Annotated in this window: 17 protein-coding genes and 2 pseudogenes; 14 read left to right on the forward strand and 5 right to left on the reverse strand. The window is 39.9% G+C overall.

The features are described 5' to 3' along the window. Positions 1-2: 2 nt before the first annotated feature. Entirely contained in the window at positions 3-1,349 is a 1,347-nt protein-coding gene (locus tag ACFVS1_RS25405) for a GntP family permease (protein WP_352926611.1), read from the forward strand. Between the two features lie 79 nt (positions 1,350-1,428). Next, positions 1,429-2,832, forward strand: a complete 1,404-nt coding sequence (gene gnd, locus ACFVS1_RS25410) for a decarboxylating NADP(+)-dependent phosphogluconate dehydrogenase (protein ID WP_387551850.1) — start codon at positions 1,429-1,431, stop codon at positions 2,830-2,832. 293 nt (positions 2,833-3,125) lie between these two features. Here gnd and ACFVS1_RS25415 read toward each other — a convergent pair whose 3' ends face one another. After that, a complete protein-coding gene (locus ACFVS1_RS25415) occupies positions 3,126-3,476 on the reverse strand; it encodes a hypothetical protein (RefSeq protein WP_352926617.1) in 351 nt (116 codons plus the stop codon). Between the two features lie 1,348 nt (positions 3,477-4,824). Between ACFVS1_RS25415 and ACFVS1_RS25420 the strand changes: the two genes are divergently transcribed. Beyond that, positions 4,825-5,517: a coiled-coil domain-containing protein gene (locus ACFVS1_RS25420; RefSeq protein ID WP_387551853.1), complete on the forward strand. Its 693-nt coding sequence runs from the start codon at positions 4,825-4,827 to the stop codon at positions 5,515-5,517. A 37-nt stretch (positions 5,518-5,554) separates the two neighbouring features. Next, a complete protein-coding gene (locus ACFVS1_RS25425) occupies positions 5,555-8,740 on the forward strand; it encodes a biotin/lipoyl-containing protein (protein WP_387551856.1) in 3,186 nt (1,061 codons plus the stop codon). A gap of 282 nt (positions 8,741-9,022) precedes the next feature. Here the strand turns inward: ACFVS1_RS25425 and ACFVS1_RS25430 are convergent. Beyond that, positions 9,023-9,960: pseudogene (locus tag ACFVS1_RS25430) on the reverse strand (Ger(x)C family spore germination protein); the annotation flags it as partial. On the opposite strand from ACFVS1_RS25430, the pseudogene ACFVS1_RS25435 reads away from it, so the two are divergent. The 7 genes and pseudogenes from ACFVS1_RS25435 to ACFVS1_RS25465 form a co-directional block, all read left to right on the forward strand. Further along, a pseudogene (locus tag ACFVS1_RS25435) lies at positions 9,961-10,097 on the forward strand (Ger(x)C family spore germination protein); the annotation flags it as partial. Positions 10,098-10,396: 299 nt separating this feature from the next. Next, positions 10,397-11,770: a penicillin binding protein PBP4B gene (pbp4b, locus tag ACFVS1_RS25440; RefSeq protein ID WP_387551911.1), complete on the forward strand. Its 1,374-nt coding sequence runs from the start codon at positions 10,397-10,399 to the stop codon at positions 11,768-11,770. 40 nt (positions 11,771-11,810) lie between these two features. Further along, a complete protein-coding gene (locus tag ACFVS1_RS25445) occupies positions 11,811-12,086 on the forward strand; it encodes an iron chelate uptake ABC transporter family permease subunit (RefSeq protein ID WP_387551858.1) in 276 nt (91 codons plus the stop codon). After that, the gene (locus tag ACFVS1_RS25450) at positions 12,062-12,352 is read left to right on the forward strand and encodes an iron chelate uptake ABC transporter family permease subunit (RefSeq protein ID WP_387551860.1); all 291 of its coding nucleotides are present in this window, start codon (positions 12,062-12,064) and stop codon (positions 12,350-12,352) included. Before ACFVS1_RS25445 ends, ACFVS1_RS25450 begins: the two co-directional genes overlap by 25 nt. 225 nt (positions 12,353-12,577) lie before the next feature. After that, positions 12,578-13,027 (forward strand): histidine utilization transcription antiterminator HutP, encoded by a 450-nt coding sequence (hutP, locus tag ACFVS1_RS25455; protein WP_095392619.1) that lies wholly within the window; start codon positions 12,578-12,580, stop codon positions 13,025-13,027. Between the two features lie 114 nt (positions 13,028-13,141). Next, the gene (hutH, locus tag ACFVS1_RS25460; RefSeq protein WP_352926639.1) at positions 13,142-14,659 is read left to right on the forward strand and encodes a histidine ammonia-lyase; all 1,518 of its coding nucleotides are present in this window, start codon (positions 13,142-13,144) and stop codon (positions 14,657-14,659) included. A gap of 326 nt (positions 14,660-14,985) precedes the next feature. Further along, positions 14,986-16,383: an amino acid permease gene (locus ACFVS1_RS25465; RefSeq protein WP_352926691.1), complete on the forward strand. Its 1,398-nt coding sequence runs from the start codon at positions 14,986-14,988 to the stop codon at positions 16,381-16,383. Positions 16,384-16,969: 586 nt separating this feature from the next. Here the strand turns inward: ACFVS1_RS25465 and ACFVS1_RS25470 are convergent. After that, entirely contained in the window at positions 16,970-17,923 is a 954-nt protein-coding gene (locus ACFVS1_RS25470; RefSeq protein WP_387551864.1) for an acetyl-CoA carboxylase carboxyltransferase subunit alpha, read from the reverse strand. Continuing rightward, positions 17,920-18,786 carry an acetyl-CoA carboxylase, carboxyltransferase subunit beta gene (accD, locus tag ACFVS1_RS25475; protein WP_387551867.1) on the reverse strand — a complete coding sequence of 289 codons (867 nt, stop codon included), beginning with the start codon at positions 18,784-18,786 and terminating at the stop codon, positions 17,920-17,922. The genes ACFVS1_RS25470 and accD overlap by 4 nt, the downstream gene beginning before the upstream one ends. Before the next feature lie 1,674 nt (positions 18,787-20,460). Between accD and ACFVS1_RS25480 the strand changes: the two genes are divergently transcribed. Then, complete coding sequence (locus ACFVS1_RS25480) at positions 20,461-21,666, forward strand: quaternary amine ABC transporter ATP-binding protein (RefSeq protein ID WP_352926648.1); 1,206 nt, start codon at positions 20,461-20,463, stop codon at positions 21,664-21,666. A gap of 4 nt (positions 21,667-21,670) precedes the next feature. Further along, on the forward strand, positions 21,671-23,398 hold the full coding sequence (locus ACFVS1_RS25485; RefSeq protein WP_387551870.1) for a glycine betaine ABC transporter substrate-binding protein: 1,728 nt from the start codon (positions 21,671-21,673) through the stop codon (positions 23,396-23,398). A 64-nt stretch (positions 23,399-23,462) separates the two neighbouring features. Here ACFVS1_RS25485 and ACFVS1_RS25490 read toward each other — a convergent pair whose 3' ends face one another. After that, positions 23,463-23,642, reverse strand: coding sequence for a hypothetical protein (locus ACFVS1_RS25490; RefSeq protein ID WP_352926653.1), 180 nt, complete (start codon positions 23,640-23,642; stop codon positions 23,463-23,465). 368 nt (positions 23,643-24,010) lie between these two features. On the opposite strand from ACFVS1_RS25490, the gene ACFVS1_RS25495 reads away from it, so the two are divergent. After that, positions 24,011-24,925, forward strand: coding sequence for a nucleoside hydrolase (locus tag ACFVS1_RS25495; RefSeq protein ID WP_387551915.1), 915 nt, complete (start codon positions 24,011-24,013; stop codon positions 24,923-24,925). Positions 24,926-25,003: the final 78 nt, after the last annotated feature.

Genomic DNA, 25,003 nt, shown 5'->3' on the forward strand with positions numbered 1-25,003 from the left:
CAATGCCATTAGTTATTGTCGGTTTAGGAATTGTCGCCTTATTAGTTTTAATAATGGGCTTAAAATTAAACACCTTTATTTCCTTGATCATTGTATCGTTTGGAGTGGCTTTAGCACTTGGGATGCCACTTGACGGAATTGTCAAAACCATTGAAGCTGGTTTAGGCGGAACACTTGGCCACTTAGCGTTAATCTTTGGACTTGGAGCGATGTTGGGTAAGTTAATCGCAGATTCAGGCGGAGCGCAACGCATTGCCATGACCCTTGTTAAAAAATTCGGTGAAAAGAATATTCAATGGGCTGTCGTGGCAGCGTCATTTATTATCGGTGTCGCCCTATTTTTTGAAGTGGGCTTAGTATTATTGATTCCAATCGTTTTTGCGATTTCAAGAGAATTAAAAGTTTCGATATTGTATCTTGGTATTCCAATGGTAGCGGCATTATCCGTAACACACGGTTTCTTACCGCCGCACCCAGGACCAACCGTTATTGCTGGTGAATATGGTGCAGACATTGGTCAGGTTTTACTTTACGGCTTCATCATTGCCGTTCCAACCGTTATTTTGGCTGGACCAGTATTTACGAAGATAGCCAAAAGATTAGTACCTGAATCATTTACGAAAACAGGCAGCATTGCCTCTTTAGGAGAACAAAAATCATTTAAACTTGAAGATACACCTGGATTTGGGATCAGTGTATTTACCGCCCTACTTCCGGTTATATTAATGTCAATTGCTACGATTATCACTTTGATGCAAAAAACAATGGGATTTGAAGATAATGGTTTACTGGCAGCTATCCGTTTCATTGGCGAAGCAGGTACTTCCATGTTGCTTTCCTTATTATTTGCGGTCTATTCAATGGGATTAGCAAGAAAGATTCCAATGAAAGATATTATGGAATCTTGTACATCAGCGATTCTGCATATCGGAATGATGCTCTTGATCATTGGAGGCGGCGGAGCCTTCAAACAAGTATTGATCGACGGCGGTGTAGGTGACTATGTAGCTGAATTATTCAAAGGAACCTCATTATCACCGATCTTGCTTGCCTGGATCATCGCGGCAATCCTCCGTATTTCATTGGGATCTGCTACCGTTGCAGCCTTAACGACAGCTGGTCTAGTTATTCCGATGTTAGGTCAGACGGACGTTAACCTTGCTCTAGTTGTACTTGCTACAGGAGCGGGAAGTTTAATCGCCTCACACGTTAACGATGCTGGTTTCTGGATGTTTAAAGAGTATTTTGGTTTAAGCATGAAAGAAACATTTGCAACGTGGACTTTGCTTGAGACGATTATTTCAGTAGCTGGATTAGGATTTATTCTATTACTAAGCTTATTTGTATAGGTCTTTCCCGGCAGTAAATCCCCCACTTATGGCAGGGATTTACTGCCTATTATTCTTACATAGAAGGAGCAGAAATAAAATGAACAATACAATTGGTGTCATTGGTTTAGGGGTAATGGGCAGTAATATCGCGTTAAATATGGCTAGTAAAGGGGAACAAGTGGCTGTCTATAACTACACAAGAGATTTAACGGATCAGCTTGTTGCTGAATTGGATGGTCAGTCGATCCATCCGTATTACGAAATCCAAGACTTTGTTCAGTCACTTGAAACACCAAGAAAGATTTTTCTAATGGTGACTGCGGGTAAAGCGATCGATTCGGTGATCACTTCATTACTTCCTCACCTTGAATCAGGTGATATTATCATGGACGGTGGTAACTCCCATTACGAAGATACTGAACGCAGATATGATGAATTGAAATCTAAAGGATTCAGTTATGTAGGAATTGGTATTTCCGGTGGAGAAGTCGGGGCGTTAAAAGGACCTTCAATCATGCCAGGCGGAGATAAGGAAGCCTATGAAAAAGTAGCTCCAATCCTGACAAAAATCGCAGCCAAAGTAAATGATGATCCTTGCTGTACCTATATCGGACCAAAAGGAGCAGGTCACTTTGTGAAAATGGTACATAACGGGATTGAGTATGCGGATATGCAATTAATCGCCGAAGCTTATACGTTTTTAAGAGAAAAACTGCATTTAGAAGTTAATGAAATTGCTGACATCTTCGAAACATGGAATCAAGGCGAACTGAAAAGTTATTTAATTGAAATCACAGCGGAAATTTTAAGGAAGAAAGATGAAGTAACAGGCTTACCCTTGATCGATGTGATTCTTGATAAAGCAGGACAAAAAGGGACAGGAAAATGGACCAGCATGCAAGCTATTGATAACGGTATACCAGCATCGATTATTACAGAGTCTTTGTTTGCTCGCTACATTTCCGCTTTAAAAGAAGAAAGGGTTCATGCAGAAGACATTCTAACAGGACCTGAGAACGTTCAGCAACAATTAGATAAAAATGAGTGGATTGACTATATTAGGCAAGCATTATATATGGGCAAGGTTTGTGCATACGCGCAAGGTTTCACTCAATATAAAATGAGTTCAGAACTTAACGGCTGGGAGTTGCCTTTAAAGGATATTGCGCTTATCTTCCGCGGCGGCTGCATCATTCGGGCAGAATTTTTAAACGTCATTAGCGAAGCCTATCAAGAGCAGCCAAATCTGGCCAATTTATTGATTTCACCATATTTCGCTAAAAAGGTTGCAAATTACCAGGTGGGATTGCGAAAGGTTGTCTGTGAGGGAATAAATTCTGGCATCTCGTTCCCATGTTTAGGCTCTTCACTTACTTATTACGATAGTTATCGGACAGGCATCTCAAATGCTAACCTCCTGCAAGCACAACGTGATTATTTTGGGGCACATACCTATGAGCGACGTGATTTAGCAGGGGTCTTTCACACAAACTGGCAGTGATGGAAAGTGACAAAAGGGACAATCATCTTTGAATGACTGTACCATGAATGGGAGAAGGTACCTTGCTTCAAAAAGGGAGCTGCTTTGGCAGCTCCTTTTTTGTGTAACAAAAGGGGGTCCACCTAAATGTTAAAACAAAGTTGATTGAAATTGGTGTGCAAGACTTCTAAGGGAAAAGCGTGTCAAGGGGAGCAAAGGCAACGAGGGCGGACGGCCCTAGAAAAGCGAGCATCCTGAGAGGTAAATCAACGTTCAAATTGAACAAGCCTTTAAATAACTGTAGACTCGAAATTTTAGTTGGGCATTTTTATTGGTGTATTTAATTGATAATAATCCCGATATGACCGATAAGATACCATTTTTCTATTCTCATAATACCCATCCAATTGTAATATTTTTGATTTGTTGGTTTCTAAATAATAATGAAACCCTTCTGTTTCTAAACTATAGAAGACATAGGTAATTCCAAGCATTTGTTTCTTGGTGACCTTTGTATCAGGGTGATGTTGTATAAAATCAGCCAATTGCTGAACAGAGGTTGCTGGAATGTCTGCGATATCACGTAATGTTTCCTTAATATTAGTCTTTATTTTATTCAAAGTAGTTTTTGCTTTATGTTTGATTTTTTTGGAATGTCTTTTCAAAAATATCACTCCTACTCTGTTTATAGTTATAAGATTTATTATGTTATTTCCTATCAGCAAACGGAGTAAACGCAAATTTGAATCCTGGGTTAAATTCTACCAAAAAAGAAAAAATCTTGGTGAAAAGTTTGATGGCAACGAATAATGTTTTTTGGGGGAGGTTTAATATTCAGGTTAAGTGGTATATAAATGATAGTAGTTTTTTCCCCTGCTGGAATTTCTTTGCGCAGAAGTAGTATCGTTTCATGAAAGATGTCGACAGGTAGCACATATTCTTCTTTTGATTATTACCAATTATTTCTGCATGGAAAAGGAGTGATAGATCATGAGGCAAATGTGTATTTACTGTTTTAAATGGGCAGACATAGATACGATGACACCACTTTTTGAACAAGGTAGAGATTTCATCAATTATTATTGCGAGGATTGTGTTACTGCTGTTATGGATAATTTGTTTAAGCTTCCAGACAAACAGGTATGCGAACAATCAAGAACCCACTAACAACAAGCAATGCATGTAAAAGTTAAGTGATTGCGCTGAAACAGCATAACTAGAGGCCATCTCAAAACGAGAAAGGCTTTTTTTGTTCGCGTTTGTCCTCTTCTTAATCATATCGATTTAAAATTATCCAGTCGAACTCTTGCGGAATAATGATATATAGTCCTTTTTAGATGAATGGGCAAAGGATGTAATCATCGCTTAAATCCGTTAATATAAGGGTTTAACAAGGATACATAAAATGTCTTTAAAGTTTAAAGAATCCCACAGTTAACTGATGGGAGGCCTTTTCTTATCCAGTAAGCCTGCTGTTTAACCCTAGTTATTTCAACCCACTTAAACAATATGATCATACCGAATAGTATTAAGTAGGCTTATGAAATCGGATTGAGGAAAAATTACATGTTTTAATACTGCTATCATTGAATTTGGATTAGATATTAACAATAAAAACAGATAACGAAACTAAAGCATTTAAGGGGTAGATTAGCCTGTTAAAGGAATTCAATGTTTGTTATACTCTTGACGCTGATGTAAAGTGGGAGAAAATAAAAAAAGGATTGTGCAGTAAAAAAGAAGATGTTTTACAAGAAGTCTTGAAAAGGATGGAGCACTGTGAGTATTTTATTGTGAATAGTGATAGTAAGCATCATATTATCAATACTTCATTAATACGGTATATACGCATTTTTGAAAATAAGTAATCTCACTACTGCTTTCTTGGAATATAAGCTATGGTTGTATTCTCCTAACAGTCTATCTGGGAGGGGATTTTTCTATGGCAAAAAAACCTTTTCATACATATACAGAGTGAGTAGGTTTGGTAAATACCTTGAAAGGAGTGTATAGATGAATAGAGAATTAGGTGATGGTTTTATTGAGTCATTAATGGTTTCCCTTCAAGACGAAAGGGTCATTGAAAAGATAAAAGCAATTGCAGAAGCGGGCTCATTTAATCAAATGGGGGAATATAAGGGGCTGCTGAAAGAAAAAGAAAAAGAAATAGCGAGACTCCAACAAGAGATTGAGTCGAAGAAAGAGGAAATTAGTGAGTACCAAATAAAGATCACCTATCTAAATGGGAAGATGGAAGCCTATTTTGCTGAATTGCAAAAGAGAAGAGCTGACTATCGGGAAGCGGAAGAACTTTATGAAGCTGTACAACAATTATCCCAATCCACTAAAAGTTCGTTGAAAGGAATTTTCAAGGGGGGGTCGGTGCAGGAATTCATAGTTTGTGGTGTGCAATATGAAAACATTTCATCTTTGTGGGACTTTATTAAAAACGAGATTATGGAAGGAAGGGAGCAGGAAAGAGAGATTTTACTCGCCCTTTTTCTGTATTTCTTTCAAGAATACAGTAAAACATACGAAACACCTTTATATAGAATACAGCAAGTGAAAATGAATGAGGTCTTCAGGGAAGACTTGTACATAAGGGCCCTCAATAGCAAAATATCAGGGAATATTACGGACATCCTGCTGCCGGGTTATATAAGCATTAATGGTAAAACCATTAAAAAATCCGTTGTGAGAATCTAGCAGGCAAAAAAGAGAATGATATTAAAGGAGAAATACAATGACATCGATTATTATCCCAGAGATTGAGGAAGGCATTGAAAAAATCCTTCTTGTGCAATGGTATAAACAGCCAGGCGATTATATTACGGTGGGCGAAAGCTTAGCCAAATTCAGCTGTGAGGGCATCGAATTTGATCTCTTTTCAGAAAAAGAAGGTACCCTTAAAGAATTGAATGTAGCGGAGGATACTATAGTCAAGATTGGTGATCTGATATGTTATTTGGATTCTGGTGATGGAATATCAGAAGAATTATTAAAAGAAGTTGAAAAACAAGAAACGATAGTAGATAAAGAGCCGCTTGAGAACGTATCAAGCCTAGCAGAAAAAAACAACATAGACAGTTCCATATACTTAATGAATAAGGACGAAGAAGAGGTTCTATGCTCACCTGATTCCCAAACCGTTCCGGTATCCGCCATTTCAATGACTTATAAAGAAGTGAGATCTTTAATCAGCCATTTATATCAGAGTGCAGAAGAAACCTTCTTCAAGGATGAAGCGAGCTTCTTTCAAGACATTAAAAAGATGCTCCGTTCCAGATGGGTTTACATGAGTAACGGGAATATTATATATGATCACAACATCGCAGCTTTATTTCCTTATAGAAAATACTATGAATTAATGGACGAGGATTTTGACTACAAACAGCATCTGGACGTTTCCGGTTTTAAAGGTGATGTCATGACAAGGGAAGAAGCTGCAAAAAGTTTCAATACACCCGATCACCCTGTATATAAGAGAATACTAGCTTTAGATGATTACTCCGCAAGTAAAAATCCTTCCATTTCAAGGATATTTGCCAATCAAACGACTAACTCTTCTAAATCGATAGCGTTTAAAACCAACGGGTACAATATTCAAAGCTTCGATGTAGTAAATCAAAAAAACAATTTGCTGGGAAAAGGATTTTTCGTTCCCGTTTTCCGTTTAAATGGGGAAAATGCCTTTGAAGTCAATGACCGAATGGCTCTCCATCTCTGGCTGGAAAACCGATTGGTACCAAGTGGTTTAAGCGCCGAACGCCAGAAGGAGTATGATTATTTGCTGGCATTGTATCAATTAAAGGGTTTAAATCAGGAAAGTTTTCTAAAAGAATTGCCATCGATCGCTATCGATTCCAAGACGTTTTATGAGAAGCTTTTAAACTCTGAAAAAGTAAGAGCTGATATTGATACATATGATAAAAAGATGCTAACAGATCCAAACCGGGGACATTGGGATTTATGGCCTGTCCACTCTGATGAAAAACTTTTAACGATAACACTGAACGAAGGGATAATGGCCAGAAATCCTAAATTGGATATTAAGGAGGACGGCATAGTTGGCATTGATTTTGGAACGAAAAGTACAGTGGTCGTCCATCAAGAAGAAAGTGATTTTACTATTCCCATGCGTATTGGCGTTGGCTACCTTAACACGGAAGTACAAGACTGGCATTATGAAAATCCAACCGTGATCGAATTTATCGATTTAGAACATTTCCTGGAACTTTACAAAGAAAAGGAAGGAAGACCAGATACAAGGTGGCAGGATGTGACGGTTTCCCATAATGCTCTTAACAACTTGATGAATGGAAAGAGTGACCATTATTATTCCATATTGAATAATCTAAAGCAGTGGGCTGGAGAAAAGAGTAACGAACTCCGATTGAAAGACAAGAGGGGATATGACGTTGTACTGCGTTCCTTTTTGGACTTAACCGATCAGGAAATCAACCCAATTGAGTTATATGCCTACTACCTCGGTTTGTATATCAATAACCAGAACAATGGAATTTACCTGGACTACACCTTATCTTTTCCGGTGACGTATGAAAAAGAGGTAAGGGAAAAAATTCTAAAGTGTTTTGAGCGCGGGTTAAAAAAGACGATTCCTATGCCAATTCAGCAGGATGAAGTATTAATGAAAAAGTTTCGTGTCACTGCTGGGGCGAGTGAACCTGCTGCCTATGCCGTTTGTGCGTTACAGGAATACGGGTTTGAACCTGAAGAGGATGAAAAAACGTACTATGGCGTGTTTGATTTCGGTGGAGGAACGACAGATTTTGATTTTGGGATTTGGCGTGAAGCGGGCTTGAAAGAAAGCAGGTATGATTATGTCATTGAGCATTTTGCAGCGGGAGGGGATCGTTATTTAGGTGGGGAGAACATGCTAGAGCTTTTGGCGTTTCAATTGTTTAAAAACAACCAAAGAACAATGCGTGAGCTAAACATTCCTTTTACTCTCCCGGCAGAATGTGTGAAATTTCCCGGAAGTGAAACGCTGATTAATGAGTCACAAGAATCCTATTTAAATACGAAACAATTGGTAGAAAAATTAAGGCCGCTTTGGGAAAGGCATGAACGGTATGAAGAACAGTTTGGAAAAGGCATGATCCGGGCGGACTTGTTTGACAAAGGTGGCCACGCTAAACTCAATGTGGAGCTTTTGATCGATCAAGATGAAATGGAACAACTGATTGAGGAAAGAATTGAAAAAGGCATTAAAAATTTCTTTGAGTCATTAAGGCGCGCTTTTGCCCGGTCAGAACACAGTGAAATTAATAAAGTGAATATATTGCTTGCGGGTAATTCAAGTAAATCCCCGGTCGTTATGAATCTATTTAATAAATGGATTGAAAGGGAAGTGCAGAACACCCAAAACTGGGGAGAAGTGTCTAGTGATCTTTTTGAGATTCTCCCGCCACTGGGGACAGAAGGCGCATATTTAAAGCAAGAAGAGAGAAACAGAGTGGTTAACCGGGATATAATAACCGCTCCTACAGGAAAAACAGGCGTTGCCTTTGGACTTGTTCAAAGCAGAAAAGGCGGAAGTATAAAAGTTATTGACCGCGATATGGTGAATGGTGAATCAAAGTTCAAGTATTTTCTTGGCATCGGGAGAAAAGGGAAATTAAAAACAATGATTGATCAAGAAGAAGAGTATAACAAATGGCATCTTTTCATTGATGCGTCAGAAGAAGATTTTGAAATTTATTACACAAGCCTGCCGGAAGCTAGTACCAACCAGCTTGATATTAAACAGGCACAGAGGAAAAAGCTTCGAATTGACCATGTAGACGATTCAGCTTTTGTTTATATTCGAACCATAAGCCCGACTGTTATTGAATATGTTGTGGCAGACGAAGACTCGATTATAAGTGGGGATTATTTTACTGAAACTACTAAAGTGGAATTAAGTTAATCATATAGGTTGAACGAAAAAAAATCGTGAATGCAAAAGATCATTCAATTGTATGGGCTTTGATTGCTTCATTTGAATATATCAAGTTCATTTGAGTGGTATATAAATAGAAGATGTCCTCGCTTGGTGCAGGGGTTAAGGTTTTAGTAGGACCTTGAGTGACTTTAAAGTTGAAGGCCTCCCACATACTGATGGGAGGCCTTTTCATGCCCATCGTATAAGTATAAATAGTTTTCATTTCCAACATTTAATGCTGGAAGCTCTATGTGTTTATCCTAGGGTTCACTTCTTCGATCCTCCTGTTGTTCCATAATCATTAATTGTTAATTTTACATCGTAATGGATAGAAGCTTCACTAAAAGTTTGGTCCCAATCCTTTTTGACATGATTCCATACTTTTGGGTGCACAATTCTCAATCGATTTCCGAAGCCAGCAACGTCTACTTGGTATTCTTTTTGCATTTTTTCTGAAACATTCCCCACCAATCGTTTCACTTCTTTTTCAAATGATTTTTCTGCTTTTTTTAGAAATTCATTTTTAAAAGTATTCCCTGAAACTACCCAGTTTTCAGATAGTCTTCCCACTGATTCAATGTTTACATCAAAAGATATGCTGTTACCTTTAACTCGTGGTATGATCCTGCTTTTCATGGTTTCTATTTCATATACAATCGGCTGACCGGTTTCTTTATCAAAGCTTTTCACAACACCGCCTTTTCCCTTACCTGTTATCCATGTTACGCCCTCCAGTTCTTCCTCATTCAAAGTTCCAGTCATTTTGTGTGTCTTTCCATCGATTACGGCAGCTCCGGCAAATTTGACTTGCCCATCTGCTGATAGAACTTTTTGTATCAGAAAACTAGACCCTGATTTGATCTTGCTTTCTACTTTAATATGCGACATGGGGGGCAAAATCCTCGTTGTTCGATATGCATTTTCTACAAATCCAACTCATACGATTTTGCAAGATTTTTACCGATAACAACCACTTTCATATGGTGAGCGGTTACGGGTTGTTCACTTCTCAAAGATAATTCGCGAACCATTTGACGCAAGGAGTCTCCAGTTTCAGAAACATTAACATAAGATTTTTGTTGTGGTCCGGATTGTTTCGTCGTCGAACTCGCTACCAGCGGAGTGATAAATTGATAGGTTGCAGTAATCAGGTTCCTTTTTGAATACCCCTCCCCTTGTTCGTTCAACTTTTTCTCGATGGAGGACTGCCACAATTACTTGATCAAAATCTACGAGAAAGTGAGGTTAGACCAGCTGCCTTGTGCTCATCAGTAAAGGAAGAGCAAGTAAAACACTGGAAACAAAGAAAGCAGGAGAAATCCCCGCGTTCCGTCTGGCTGGCGATATCAGCGATTCATTGATTATAGTGAGCCTTTATAAACATTGGTTTTCCTTCTTTGAACTGAGGATGACTTATGCTCACGATTTGAAATATAATTTTAAATATATCAATATCAAATTGAAATGAAGCTCGAAATAACCTATACTGAAAATTGAGAATTATTTGTAAAAATTAACCGAATTTGGAAAATACGCACTTTTGTAAACTTGAATATGAAAAGAGTCGGAATGAATAAGATTATCATCTTTCGGTGAAGTTGTTCTTTATTGTCTAAAGTGATTTCAAAGGGGTGGAAAATGATGAATATATGGACAAGCTGCACGATTAGTTCAATACTGGCACTTTCCTTATTAGCACCTTCCGTGTCTTTTGCTAATGAAAATTCAAATCATGTAGCCGCTGTGAGTAAGGAGACTGCCGGCCAGTATCCAATATTAAAGAAAGCAAAAAAGCCGGAAGAAGCGGGCTTTTCGTCTGAAAAGCTGGATAAAGTGGATCAGCTTATTGAAATGGAAGTGGCAGCCGGTTTCCCCGGTGCTGCACTGATTGTCATTAAGGACGGAAAAATCGTTAAAAATGAAAGCTACGGGTACAAACAGAAGTTTAATGAACATACACCTCTTAAGAAATTTCAGAAAATGGAAAATGACACGTTATTTGACCTTGCTTCGAACACGAAGATGTATGCAACCAATTTTGCCATTCAGAAACTAGTCAGCGAAGGCAAGCTGAATATCCAGGCAAGAGTCCAGCAATACATTCCTGAATTCAAAGACACGGAGGAGGATGTAATTAAAGGAAAGGACAATCTGAGGATTATTGATGTTCTTCATCATACAGCAGGGTTTAGACCCGATCCGCAATACCATAATCCAAAGGTTTCGAAAGAACTTTATTCCCAGGAGCGGGATAAAACCATCGAGTTCATTTCCAAAACACCTCTCACATATGTACCTGGAACACAGAATGTCTACAGTGATGTCGATTATATGCTGCTAGGTGCCATTGTTGAAGAAATAACGGGCAAGCAGCTTGATGCCTATGTTGAAAATGAATTGTACAAGCCGCTTGGTTTGAAAAATACAAAGTTCAATCCTCTTCAAAAGGGCTTTAAGCCAAAGGATTTTGCCGCAACTGAATTGCTTGGCAACACCCGGGATGGCGTGATTGATTTTCCTAACATTCGCACATACACACTTCAAGGGGAAGTGCATGATGAAAAAGCCTTTTATTCGATGGGAGGCGTTTCAGGGCATGCCGGACTTTTCTCCAATACGGAAGATATGGCTGTCCTTCTGCAGGTGATGCTGAATGGCGGGGGATACGGTAAACATACTTTGTTTGATCAAGAAACCATCGATGAATTCGTCGCACCTTCCGAGATGAATCCAACATATGGACTTGGGTGGAGACGAAATGGCGATGCTAGCATGGAATGGATGTTCAGCCCTTATGCGAGCGATAGTGCCTACGGTCATACTGGCTGGACCGGGACGGTCACGATCATTGATCCGGAAATGGATTTAGGGATTGTGTTACTAACAAATAAAAAGCACTCTCCGCTCGTTAACCCTGTAGCCAATTCCAATCAGTTTTTTGGCGACCTCTTCAAAACAGGAAGCTATGGAAGTGTTGTAACTGCGATTTATGAAGCATTGGAAACGAATGAATAAATGTAACATAAAGGGCCTCCCGATGTTGGGAGGCTTTTTATTGGGAGGCATAGGAATCAATGAAGCATTCGGTGCAGGTCTGGTCATCTTCCAGGAGAAAATGGAACCGAACAATTTCATGAAGGCATTAATCTGTTTATCCGTGACGATCTGGGGGACGAATTGGACTTTTGTATGGCCGTTATTACCGTGGTTGGTCGTATTGATTCCTTTAGCGATTTATAAATCCAAAGTATTGGATGTTTTGCGCTGGGGTGACTCGATTGCCATTGTAGTTGGTGTCCAGATAAAATGGAACGCAGGCTTTTATTGCTGATCTCGGTCGCATTGGCAGGTGTATGCGTTTCGGTTGGCGGAGGCATTACGTTTTTAGGCCTGATTGCCCCGCATATAGCCAGGAGATTAGTGGGGGCGAGACAGGCAAAACTACTGCCACTGACTGCAATCCTAGGTTCCTTATTGCTATTATCTGCCGATACTTTAGGTAGGGTCATCATGGCCCCGATGGAATTGCCAGTGGGGAATATTGTTTCGATTTTAGGAGCGCCGTATTTTATCTATTTACGCGTGAAAAACATTTGAAGAAGTACAAAAAAATTTCAGAAAAAAAGCCCATTTTATGAGGATGGGCTTTTTGGGTTTAAAGAATATTGATGAGAACTTTACGGACAGAAGGCGGCTCTCAGGAGTGATGAATCATCCCCAAAAAGAACTATTTTTAAAAATATATTGACCGAAGGGCTTGTATCCGCTTACAATGATATTTAGTTATTAGTGTATTTAGAAAATTGTAAAAGAGGTACCTGCATGACAAAGGAATTCGACAGAAGAATCGGGCGCCATGCAATCATGTACGCGTTTGCGAACGAAGAGGAAGAAGTCATATTGACGAATGACCTTAAGCGGATGGATTGGCTTTATGGAAAAGGTAAAGTCGGTTCAATGGAGCTGCAGAAAATAGTTGCGGCCATTGAGACATCAGCGAAAAGACTTGGATTAGTCAATCCCGATATGTATCGTGAAATGCATGCACTGTATCATGCGATCATCGAAGCACTCCAAGGAGTGACACGCGGCCAAGTCGAGCTTGGCGGTCTTTTGAGGACTGCGGGCCTTCGGTTCGCCATCGTTCGGGGCAGGCCGTTTAAAAACGGGGACGAAGGTGAATGGATTGCTGTAGCCGTGTATGGAACGATTGGAGCACCGGTTCGGGGATTTGAACATGAAGCCGTTGGCTTGGGAATTAACCACATTTAAATAATTAAAAGCCTATAGTTATTTAGTGAAATAGGGGGCTGTATTGAAAGACTGGATAAGTCTGTCAATACGGCCTCCTTTTGTTTGTTAAAAAAAAGAATAGGGGTGCAGGAAATGATTATGTTAACGGGCCAAACTTTAACGATTGAAGAAGCGAAAAAAGTGTTGTATGGGGAGGCATTTGTCACGGCTTCTGCCGAGAGTGTCAAGAAAGTGGAAAAGAGCCGGGAAGCGGTTGAAAATATCGTGAAGCAAAAGAAAGTCATCTATGGCATCACAACAGGTTTTGGAAAATTCAGCGATGTATTGATTGATGCAGAGGATGCAGAGCAGCTACAGTGGAATTTGATTCATTCCCATGCGTGCGGAGTCGGGGAACCGTTTCCTGAAGTCGTTTCGAGAGCTATGGTCCTTCTCCGTGCCAATGCGCTATTAAAAGGGTTTTCCGGCGTGCGTCCTGTCGTCATTGAACGTTTGATCGATCTTTTGAATGCCCATATCCATCCGGTCATCCCTCAGCAAGGTTCTCTTGGAGCAAGCGGGGACTTGGCGCCGCTTTCCCATTTGGCGCTAGTATTGATGGGAGAAGGGGAAGTGTTTTATAAAGGAGAGCGAATGGAGGCCATCGTAGCTTTATCGAAAGAAGGCATTCTTCCTCTGACACTTAAAGCAAAAGAAGGTCTTGCATTAATTAACGGAACACAGGCCATGACGGGGATGGGCCTCGTCAATTACATTGAAGCCGAACAGCTGGCCCATCAAACTGAAGCGATCGCTTCACTTACGTTAGAAGGATTACGCGGCATAGAAGATGCCTTTGATGCGGACGTTCATCTAGCACGAGGCTACCGCCAGCAAACAGAGGTAGCAGAACGGATTCGCCGCATGATCAGCGGCAGCCAGCTCATCACCAAGCAAGGAGAACTGCGGGTACAGGATGCTTATTCGCTCCGCTGCATCCCTCAAGTTCATGGGGCATCATGGCAAACACTTGATTATGTAAAAGAAAAATTGGAAATCGAAATGAACGCTGCGACGGATAATCCGCTTATTTTTGACGATGGGGAAAAGGTTATTTCAGGGGGGAACTTCCATGGCCAGCCGATTGCATTTGCGATGGACTTCATGAAAATCGCTGTTGCCGAGCTTGCGAACATTTCAGAGCGCCGCATTGAGCGACTCGTCAATCCGCAGCTGAATGATTTACCGCCATTCTTAAGTCCGTCACCTGGCTTGCAGTCGGGAGCGATGATCATGCAATATTGTGCCGCTTCACTAGTTTCTGAGAATAAAACACTCGCACATCCTGCAAGTGTTGATTCCATTCCATCTTCAGCGAACCAGGAAGATCATGTAAGCATGGGAACGATTGGGTCCCGGCATGCACATCAAATCATTCAGAACGTACGCCGCGTTTTGGCGATTGAGCTCATTTGTGCCTTACAGGCGGTGGAATACCGCGGAACAGAAAAGTTGGCTCCGTTTACAAAAGAGTTTTATACGGAAGCAAGAAAGCTCATTCCAAGCATTACACAAGATCGTATCTTTTCAAAAGATATTGAGGCAACGGCAAGCTGGTTACATCAAATCGATTGGAATTCATTTATTCATAGGAGTTTACCTACAACATAATAGGAAGTGCGGAATATCCGAATGAACGTTAGGCTTATCGCCCTTTGAACTGGGTTTTAAGCCTAACATCGTCATATAAATGCTACATAGATCCCAGAAATCCAAAAAGGTGTCTCAGCATTAGAGAAAATGACCTTTAAAAAGTAATAAATGCAGGAAATGACCATTGCTGGAATGATCGACTTTACCTATTCATGCTAGATTAAAAATGCATTTTTGGAGGGGAATCTAATTTGGAAAATCGGCAATTGCAACCACCTGTCATAAATGAAAAAAACCAGTCGTCAAATACGTTACAAAGGAAGCTGAAAGCGCGCCACCTTACGATGATATCGCTAGGAGGTGCAATCGGGACTGGGCTGTTTCTCGGAAGCGGGCCGGCCATCCACTCTGCAGGGCCTGGCGGCGCTTTGGTCGCTTACGCCGTAATTGGTATAATGGTTTATTTTATTATGACAAGCCTCGGGGAACTGGCATCATTCATGCCAGTCAGCGGAGCCTTCAGTACTTATGCTACGCGTTTCATCGACCCGGCATTAGGTTTTGCGCTTGGTTGGAACTATTGGTTCACTTGGGCGATGACACTTGCCGCGGAACTATCTGCCGCAACGATGGTCATGAAGTTTTGGTTTCCTGACAGCTCGTCTTTTTTATGGAGTTCTTTGTTTTTAGTCTTGATATTCTTATTGAATTACGTATCCGTTAAAGGGTATGGCGAAGGGGAATATTGGTTTTCCCTCATTAAAGTAGCAACCATCATCATTTTTATCGTTGTCGGAATATTGATGATATTCGGGATCATGAACGGTGAGGCGGTTGGTTTTAAAAACTTCACAGTTGGTGACGCTCCGTTTGCCGGTGGTTTTTTGGCAACATTGGGTATTTTCATTGCTGCTGGATTTTCTTTTCAAGGTACAGAAATAGTCGGTGTTGCAGCCGGTGAAAGTGAAGACCCGGCAAAAAATGTACCTCGTGCCGTTCGCAGTATTTTTTGGAGAATCTTCCTCTTTTACATCCTGGCCATACTTGTTATCGGATTGATCGTTCCTTATACGAATGGCAATCTGCAGGGGCACACGATCATGGTTAGTCCATTTACGATGGTGTTTGAAAAAGTGGGACTGGCATTCGCCGCTTCCGTGATGAATGCCATCATTTTGACAGCCGTATTATCTGCTGGTAATTCTAGTCTTTACGTGACAAGCCGAATGTTGTACTCGATGGCAAAAGATGGGATGGCACCGCGTATTTTCGGGAAGCTTAACAAGCGCGGCGTTCCCATTTGGGGACTGGTTGTCACTTCACTTGTAGGGATGCTGGCCTTTTTTGCTTCCGTTTTCGGTGATGGAGTTATTTATATTTGGCTTATGAATGCGGTTGGAGTCACTGGATTTATATTTTGGCTCGGTATAGCGGCAAGCCATTACCGGTTTAGAAAGGCTTATATCGCTCAAGGGTATTCACTGAACGATCTACCCTATAAATCAAAATGGTTTCCTTTCGGACCGATATTTTCCTTTGCTCTCTGTTTTTTCGTTTTATTGGCGCAAAACTATCAGGCCTTCATTGGCGATGACATTAACTGGGCAAGTGTGATCGCTGCCTATCTTGGCATCCCATTCTTTTTGATAATGTGGCTTGGTTATAAGTTCATTAAGAAAACAAAAGTAGTTCCGCTAGAGGAGTGCAAAATCGATTTTGATGAACATAGGAATGCCAAATAGACATAAGACTTCTTTTAATAATTTATTTGGATTAATGATTAAAATATACAACTTTCTTTGTTAAGAGCGTTAGCAGCCTTTAAATGACAAGGTATCTTACCGCCAAGAAATAAAAAACAATATTTGAAGTGATGAGAAAATGATCATCGGTTCCAGTTGATTAAGCCGAAGTTGGCGATTATCCATTTCATTTTAGGGATATTCCTTTTTTAAGAGTGGGATTATCCCATTATCCCCCTACAAGTAGAGTGACAGGATGTCCTTGATAATCTACCTGGAGGGGATTTTTTTATGGCGGAAAAGGGACAAACCTTTAAAACATATACAGAAGAATTACATTAAAACGTGAAGTCGTTCGATAAAGTTGGAGAGGTTCATTGAATTTATGGTTCGTTTAATAGGAAAGAGACTTACCTTGATATAGATGAATTAACGGTTTTGTCAAACAGAGATAAGCCCTTCCAAAAGGGTTTGGAGGGTTACTTGGCATGACCATGAATCAGGTAACAAAAGGATGTATAATAATTCGGGTAATTGGGGAGGAAAGACATGTCTATGAACATGTTGGGAAATAATTGATATCTACTTAATTACTTGTCCTTTTTTCCATATACTCACCAATTTTGCGAAACTTATCAAAACGTTGTTGGCGCAGAATGCCTTTATCTAATTGACCAAGTTCTTGTAATGCTTTGCGTAAGGTTTCTTTGATAAATTGCGATTGAAGTGGGATGTCAATATGTGCTCCTCCAACAGGTTCTTTGATGACCCCATCAATCACCCCTAGTTTCATCAAGTCCTTAGCCGTAATTTTCAATACTTCAGCTGCCCGTTTTGCTTGTGTGGCATCTTTCCATAACAATGCTGCTGCTCCTTCAGGTGAAATAACCGAATAAAATGTGTTTTCTAGCATGTAGATTCGATTGCCAATCCCTAGAGCCAACGCACCACCACTCCCGCCTTCACCAACTACAAAGCAGATGATCGGTACTCCAAAACTAGCCATTTCACGAAGATTGTGGGCGATAGCTTGAGATTGTCCACGTTCTTCGGCTTCACGTCCTGGGAAGGCTCCTGGCGTGTTAATAAATGTTACGATGGGGCGATTGAACTTATTGGCTTGTTGCATGATTCTTAAGGCTTTTCTGTAGCCTTCAGGTTGCGACATGCCAAAACGACGATAGATATTGTCTTTTGTATTTTGACCTTTTTGATTTCCTAAAACAGTTATAGGCATTCCTTCGAAGGTAGCGATTCCTGTAACTAATGCAGGGTCTTCCCCATAAAGTCTGTCACCATGAAGTTCAATAAAGTCTTCAAAAATATGGTGGATATAATCTAAAGTAGTTGGACGTTGTTGAATTCTGGATAGTTGAATTTTATCCCAAACTTCCATATTCTCATTAAGGTGAATTTTGATTTCATTGACTTTTTGTTCAAGGTTTTTTAATACTTCGTTAAGGTCAAGATTATGCTTTTTGGACACCTCTTTCAGTTCAGCAATTTGATTTTCCAGTTGTTTTAATTCTTGCAAATTCATCGTTTAAAACACTCCCTGAAATTGAGATGATGGATTTTTAAAATGGTTGTTAATGATTGTTTTAATTCATTCCTATTTACAACCATATCCAATTGCCCATGTTCCAATAAAAATTCAGAGGTTTGAAAATTCTCTGGAAGTTCTTCTCGTATAGTCTGTTCAATTATGCGTCTTCCTGCAAAGCCAATTAAAGCTTGCGGTTCGGCAATATTGATATCACCTAATGAAGCGAAACTAGCAGAAACTCCACCCGTTGTAGGATTGGTTAAAACGGATACGAAAAGAATTTTTTCATAGTTTAGTTGTTCTAAAGCAACACTTGTTTTTGCCATCTGCATGAGACTAAGAATTCCTTCTTGCATGCGAGCTCCGCCGCTTGCTGAAAACAAAATAAATGGTTTTCGTGTTTTTAATGATTCCTCAATGGCTCTTGTGATTTTTTCACCGACTGCTGATCCCATGCTTCCCATACGGAAACGAGAATCCATGACACCAAGCACAACCGGATAGCCGCCTATGGAAGCTTCCCCAGTAATGACCGCATCATTTAATGCAGTCTTATTCTTATCAGAAATTAATTTATCTTTATATTCAGGGAAGTTCAACGGGTCAACGGAAATTAAACTTTTATTGAATTCCGAAAAAGAACGATTATCTGTAAGCATTGAAATGCGGTCATATGCTGTAACGGGATAATGATATTGGCATTTCGGACATACATTCAATTCTATTTTCATAAGAGATTCATCATAGGTTTCCCCACATGATTTACAAGTAAAAGGGATGGGAGTAAAGCTTTTGTCTATTTCAAAAAAAGAGTTCGATTCTATTTTTTCTCTTTTTAATGGATACATCTTCATCAATCCTCCTGTGGTAAGACCGCTGTATTACAAGTTACGCTCACCATTCTTTAAAATATGGAGCGTGATTTTTAGCCTGTCTTAAAAAGTTTTATACAAACAGAAATCATTCTAGAGAATGAAAATTTTATTTGGTGGGTGCTTCATTAAAAGTATCTATTCCTGTATGAATGCATTTTTACTTGCTTACGATTTTATTGATGGGAATTGCGTAGGCTTGTATACAAACCGAGTATACAAACATTAAGACTCCTTATTATTCTATAAAGGGGGTAAAGGTTACTTAGCTTACAGAAAGGTTGTTTGAAGTGTATGAGTGTAATCATTATTTATCGCTCACCATTATTCCAATTCTTAGAAAGAACGATTTTCCAAATAGCAAAGCGCCATCTAATAAAGCTAATACTCCCATTAGTTGGTGTAAGCTCATAATATGCAATTACTAATATAATTGAATGGGCTCATTCTTCCGTGAATAATATTTTATTGGTTTATCAGATTATAAAAAGATAAAGATTAATAGTTTTTTTAATCTAAAGGGGCAGATTAGGAACACATAATTTCAAGAGGGCAATATTAGAAAAATGGAAGGTAATGATACTTTGGAGCTATATATATTCGTATAAAACCGAAAGTGAAATTATCATAACAGACTAGGCAAATTAAAGGAGAAATTAAAACAAATGATTAAGAAGTTTATGGCTAAGTTAAGGAGAGGTGCAGAAATGGTTGATTTACGCTGCGAGAACCGTTCTTATTATGCTGGCATGAAGCCAACGGCTAACTAAGTAGCCATATATCGTTTTTTTTTGTACTTCTGGTTTTGTCCTCGAAGAGTATTCGATTGTACGATTATTTCCCATTTAAAAAAAATGATAAATCGTTTGTCTGAAAAAATGTTTCGATGTCCCGGTTATGGCTATAACCATTGATAAATCAATGTTTATAGAAGTATGGTGCCACTTTCATATGGTGCACCATCTTAACGTATATACACAACAATTCCGCCCCACATCATTTGAATTTATATTCATTCTTTGTTAAGGTAATGAAGTACTTTAGGGATAGCGGTTCATTCCGTGTGCTGGGACTGAACAAAACCCTAAAATAAAAAACCATTATATTTCAGTTGGTATATGCTGTGCCTGTTAGTTTCCTCAGTTGTATATTGCACTTCTTTTCCCTGCAAAGCTCAAATTAGACATATTGGGAATCCCATAATCATATTTCTATGCGTTTTGGTGTTATACTGCACTGCAAGTATCATTCCACCTGGTTAAGGAAATGAAATACATTAGAGGGTAGTCGTAAGTCCATCTGGACAAAACTCTAAGTGGAAATCGTTTATATTACAGTTGGTATATGTTGTGCCTGCTTGTTTCCTCAGTTGTGATTGCACCTCTTTTTTTTCCTACTTGAAATGCTCAATTCATCACACATAATATAATCCAAGTAAAGAAGTACTTCTTGGGAATAATAAATATAGATTATTTTTCTATGCACGTTATGCCCTGTGCACTGAACAAGTGTCACTTCCGCTTTTTTTGAAGAAAAAGCATTAGGGTAGAATTTCGGTTATTTCAAGGTACTTGTGCATTAATAATCATCACTCGCATAAAACAGGGGAATTCAGCAAAACTGATATCATATGGGCAACTATTAGAATGAGGTGACTTGATGAAGCCGAATGTTGAAGTCAGAAATGTCTCGAAAATTTTTGGCAAATCTCCAAAAGCAGCAACAGACTTATTGAAGCAAGGCAAAACGAAAAAAGAAATCCTGAAAGAAACGGGACAAACGGTCGGAGTGAATAATGTTAATTTCGAGATTTATCCCGGCGAGATTTTTGTCATCATGGGCTTATCAGGAAGCGGGAAATCCACTTTGATCCGTATGTTCAATCGTTTGATCGATCCCACTTTGGGTGAAATCCTAATTGATGATGAAGATATCGTGAAGATGAACGCGGCCCGATTAAGGGAAGTCAGACAAAAGAAAATAAGCATGGTCTTTCAGAACTTTGCTTTATTTCCGCATAAAACGATACTTGAAAACGCCGAATTTGGGCTCGAAATTAAAAAAATGGATCCAGCAAAGCGTCATGAAAATGCGATGAGGGCTCTTGAGGCCGTTGGATTGAAAGGCTACGAAAATCAGATGCCATCACAGCTTAGCGGCGGAATGCAGCAAAGGGTTGGTTTAGCCCGGGCACTCGCCAGTGATACGGATATCCTCCTGATGGATGAAGCCTTCAGTGCTCTTGATCCATTGATTCGTAAGGATATGCAGGATGAACTGATCCAAATCCAGGATCAGTACAAAAAAACGATCATATTCATTACCCATGATCTTGATGAAGCATTAAGAATCGGGGATAGAATTGCCCTCATGAAGGATGGAAGTGTCATTCAATTGGGAACCCCTGAACAAATCATGATGAATCCAGCCAATGAATTCGTCGAGAAGTTTGTAGAAGATGTTGATCTATCAAAAGTATTGACAGCGTCTCATGTGATGATACGCCCAGAGAAGATCGCGGTGGACAGAGGTCCGAGGGTTGCCTTGGAAATCATGCGTAAACAAGGGTATTCCAGTATTTTTGTTGTGGATAGAAAGCAGAAGTTATTGGGGGCCGTGACGGCTGAACAGGCTCGTCAGGCAATGAGCAATAACCAATCGATCTCAGAAGTGATGTCAACCGATATCCCGACTGTAAAAGAGGATGAATTACTTGGAAACCTCATGGATGTGATGGCGACTTCAAGCTTGCCAATCTCAGTCATCGATGATCAGAGCAGAATTAAAGGAATTCTTCTTCGCGGTGCCGTTATCGGTGCTTTGGCAGGAAATAAAGATTCCTTGAATGAAATGGAGAGTGAATAATTCAATGAATATGCCGAAAATCCCACTAGGAGCTTGGGTCGATTCTTTAGTGGATTGGATAACTATTGTATTTGCTGGATTATTTACATTTATTACGAATGTAATTGAGGGTCTATTGAATATCTTGGTCGATGTAATGAGTGCAGGACCTTCGATCGTTTTAATCATCGTCCTGACCCTTCTGGTTACTTATACAAGCAAATGGCCACTGGGAGTATTTGCATTCATCAGCTTACTATTGATTGATAATCTGGGTTATTGGGAATCAAGCATCCAAACACTGGCAATCGTTATTTTGTCAGGAGCTTTAACGATAGTGATCGGGATACCGATCGGAATATGGTGTGCCCAAAATAAAACCGTGCGCAGTATCGTAACCCCAATCTTGGATTTCATGCAAACGATGCCGGCCTTCGTTTATTTGATTCCTTCGATCTTATTCTTTGGAATAGGGGTAGTGCCTGGGATCATTGCGTCATTCATTTTCGCTATCGCACCGACAATCCGGATGACCAATCTTGGGATTCAGGAAGTGCCTAATGATTTGATCGAGGCATCGGATGCTTTTGGTTCAACCAGCAGCCAAAAGTTATTCAAGGTACAAATACCATTGGCTACTCCAACGATCATGGCGGGAGTTAACCAAAGCATCATGCTCGCACTGTCAATGGTCGTTACAGCCTCATTGGTTGGAGCACCCGGACTTGGGGCGGATGTCTACCGGGCTGTCAGCCAAATTAATGTGGGACAAGGATTTGAAGCAGGATTATCCATCGTAATCATTGCCATCATTTTAGATCGTATCACGCAAAACCTTCGTAAACCAGCTTACGAACATATCATTAGCAGGAAAATCATCTTTACAATATTGGCTTTGCTTGTTGTGGGTACTGCACTATTCGGTGCTTTTACAAAAGAAAAAGCTGTGAACGGGGATGAAAACAGTCTTGCTGCTAAAGCCAATTATGAAATCATCGGAATTGAACCTGGAGCAGGAATAATGAAGTTGACTAAAACGGCTATAGATGATTATAAGCTGGATGATTGGAAAGTGGTTGAAGGGTCATCCGCAGCGATGGTTGCAGAATTGAAAAAAGCAATCGATAAAAAAGAACCAATCGTCGTTACAGGATGGTCACCGCATTGGATGTTCTCGAAATATGACTTGAAATATCTCGAAGATCCGAATGAATCCTTCGGCAAGGCTGAAAATATTAATTCGATTGCCAGAAAAGGCCTTGAACAAGATGCCCCTGGCGCTTATAAAATTCTTGATCAATTCTTCTGGGATACGAAAGATATGGAAGATGTAATGGTCAAAGTTACGGAAGGTATGTCTCCTTCAGAAGCAGCAGAAAAATGGATAAAGGAAAATCAAGAAAAAGTATCCGAATGGACCAAAGGTGCACAATCAGGAAATGGTGAAAAAATCAAACTGGTTTATGTTGCTTGGGACACTGAAATTGCCAGTACAAATGTGATTGGCAAGGTACTGGAGCAGAATGGCTATGATGTAACATTGAGTCAGGTCGAGGTAGGGCCAATGTTTGCTGGTGTAGCAAACGGAAGTGCGGACGCAATGGTGGCTGCATGGCTCCCGGGAACACATCTTGAATACTATAATAAGTATAAAGCTGATATGGTTGACCTTGGACCAAACTTAAAAGGAACAAAGCTTGGCCTAGTCGTGCCGGATTACGTCGATATTGATTCGATTGAAGACTTAAAATAAGAAAAACGAGGGGATTTCAAAAATGAAATTCCCTCGTTTTTTAGTTTATATGGTCCGCCGGGGATCAATGGATGGAAACGAATTTATTCCTCAATTCCTCTTCCGTTACTTCGATCTTCCCTTTCAAATCTTCTGCCAGTAATACAAAACTTTTCACGCCAATGAATTCTGAATGTGATATTAAAAAGAATTTTGTTCCTTTTTTATACGCAGGATCCTCTTCAATCAATTTAAACATTTTCATCCTTTTTCCACCTTGGAAATCATATTCGTAACGCATGTATTCATAACTACCTTTGGAGTAGCAGTAATTGCATCGAACAAGTTGAAAAGGGAATTAGGTCACTACTAAGATGCAACATCTTCTTTTCACTTTTTATATCATTGATATTTATGGGCGGTCAACTATTTTTACTGGAAGATACAAGAACCAGCTGGCGTTGTTTTTTTGTTTGCAAATTGTGATTATTCCTAACTTTCTGTGGAAGTGCCTATCGTTGAATGTTAAAATTCAGTTGGAAAACAGTGATTCTTTATACATATGAAAGAGAAAAGAGAGCCAATGAGTTGTTAAAAGGCTCTCAAAAAGTGATTTTGGAAGGTGTGGAAATATTGAAACCAATCATATTTGATGTAGATACTGGGATTGATGATGCCATGGCGATGGCATATGCTTTAAATTCCCCTGAATTAGAAGTGCTCGGTTTTACCACTTGCTTTGGTAATGTGCCCGTTGTTGAATCGACCCGCAATACGCTTGCCGTTTTGGAGAAATTGAATAGGCGCATTCCGGTTTTTGAAGGTGCTGACCAAACGTTGGTACGCGGAAGGAAGAAGAGGTATCCCAAGCATGTACATGGGGAAGACGGGTTAGGAAATACCCTTCGGTTTGAACCAACCATCAAAGCATCACAGGGAAATGCCGTAGATTTCATCATCGATGAAGTGCAAAACAGACCGCATGAAATCACGATTATTGCAGTTGGACCACTGACTAACATCGCATTGGCGATTAAAAAAGCCCCAATGACCATGTCCTTAGTAAAAGAGGTCGTTATTATGGGCGGTGCCGTAAACGTACCAGGAAATGTAACCCCTTATGCTGAAGCGAACATAATATCAGATCCTGAAGCAGCACATCAGGTATTAACTTCAGGACTGCCAATCACCCTAGTGGGGCTTGATGTGACGCTGCAAACATATCTTCTGAAATCGAAGCTTGATGATTGGCGTGCCACTGGTAAGGAAAGCGCCGAATTTTTAGCGGAAATGACCGATTATTACATGAAGGCATATGAAAACTCCCATCCAGGTTTGGGCGGTTGCGCCCTTCATGATCCGCTTGCAGTCGGGGTTACGATTGATTCAAGTTTTGTGAGTGCAGAATGGATGAACGTCAAGGTGGTGACCGAGGGTGAAGAAACAGGGAGGACAATCGGTCAAAAGGATGGCGAACCAAGAATCCGCGTCTGTACGAATGTGGAAAGTGCCCGGTTTGTGAAACATTTCTTGGAACGGGTTATATAGACATTGATTCATGTATTAATTTTAAAGGCTTAATAAATTGATTGGAGTCAGGCCGAATTATTATGGTGGCATTCAAAC

The organism is Peribacillus sp. NPDC058075 (genome assembly GCF_042885195.1).
Classification (GTDB): domain Bacteria; phylum Bacillota; class Bacilli; order Bacillales; family DSM-1321; genus Peribacillus.